Source organism: bacterium (assembly GCA_024226335.1).
Lineage (GTDB): Bacteria > Myxococcota_A > UBA9160 > SZUA-336 > SZUA-336 > JAAELY01.
Genome location: JAAELY010000190.1, coordinates 1 through 591, shown reverse-complemented (window position 1 = coordinate 591; position 591 = coordinate 1). Strand labels below are relative to the sequence as shown.

The 591-nt window shown below is 62.6% G+C and carries 1 protein-coding gene; it reads right to left on the bottom strand.

Annotated elements, in window-relative coordinates; genetic code table 11:
• Nucleotides 1-591: hypothetical protein (locus GY725_09450; protein ID MCP4004406.1), on the bottom strand; the 591-nt coding region annotated here is incomplete at both ends.

Below are 591 nucleotides of genomic sequence, written 5' to 3'. Positions count from 1 at the left end.
GCTGAATCGCTCGGCACTGCTCTCGACGAACGGGTTGGCGCTGAACAGGAACTCGAGGTCCATCTGGTAGAGGTTCACTGTCACCTCTTTGAGGTTCTGGAACGTAAGCAGGGCCTCGCGATTCTCGACCTTCAACTGCAAAGCCGGCTCGGTCGACGCCAACTGGTCCTGCAGCGATTCGCGATCGTCTTCTTCCCGGTCGCTTTGGGTGACGGCGCCCCCTTCGATTGCCGCCCCGTCGATCTCGGCGACCTGATCCGTCACCGCGGCGAAGCGTTCTCGCCACTTGTCGACCGGATGGTCGGCGTAGCGGGCGGCGATCTTGGCGGCCTCCTCGGGTTTTTCGCGATAGAAGGCGACGTAGCAGCGCATGTAGTCGACCTGCAACTGGCTGGGCAGATTCTCCGCGTCGACCGCGTCGAACCGGGCCAGCGCCTCGGCCACGCGATCCTGCAGGAACAGGTAGTAGGCCACGTCGAGCGAATCCTCGCCGGTCGGTTCGACCTTGTATCGCAGCACGTTCATCAGCCCGACGTACTGGTTGCGAAAGGCGCTGTTGACGATCTTTCGATCGCGTCCCAACCGATGGGC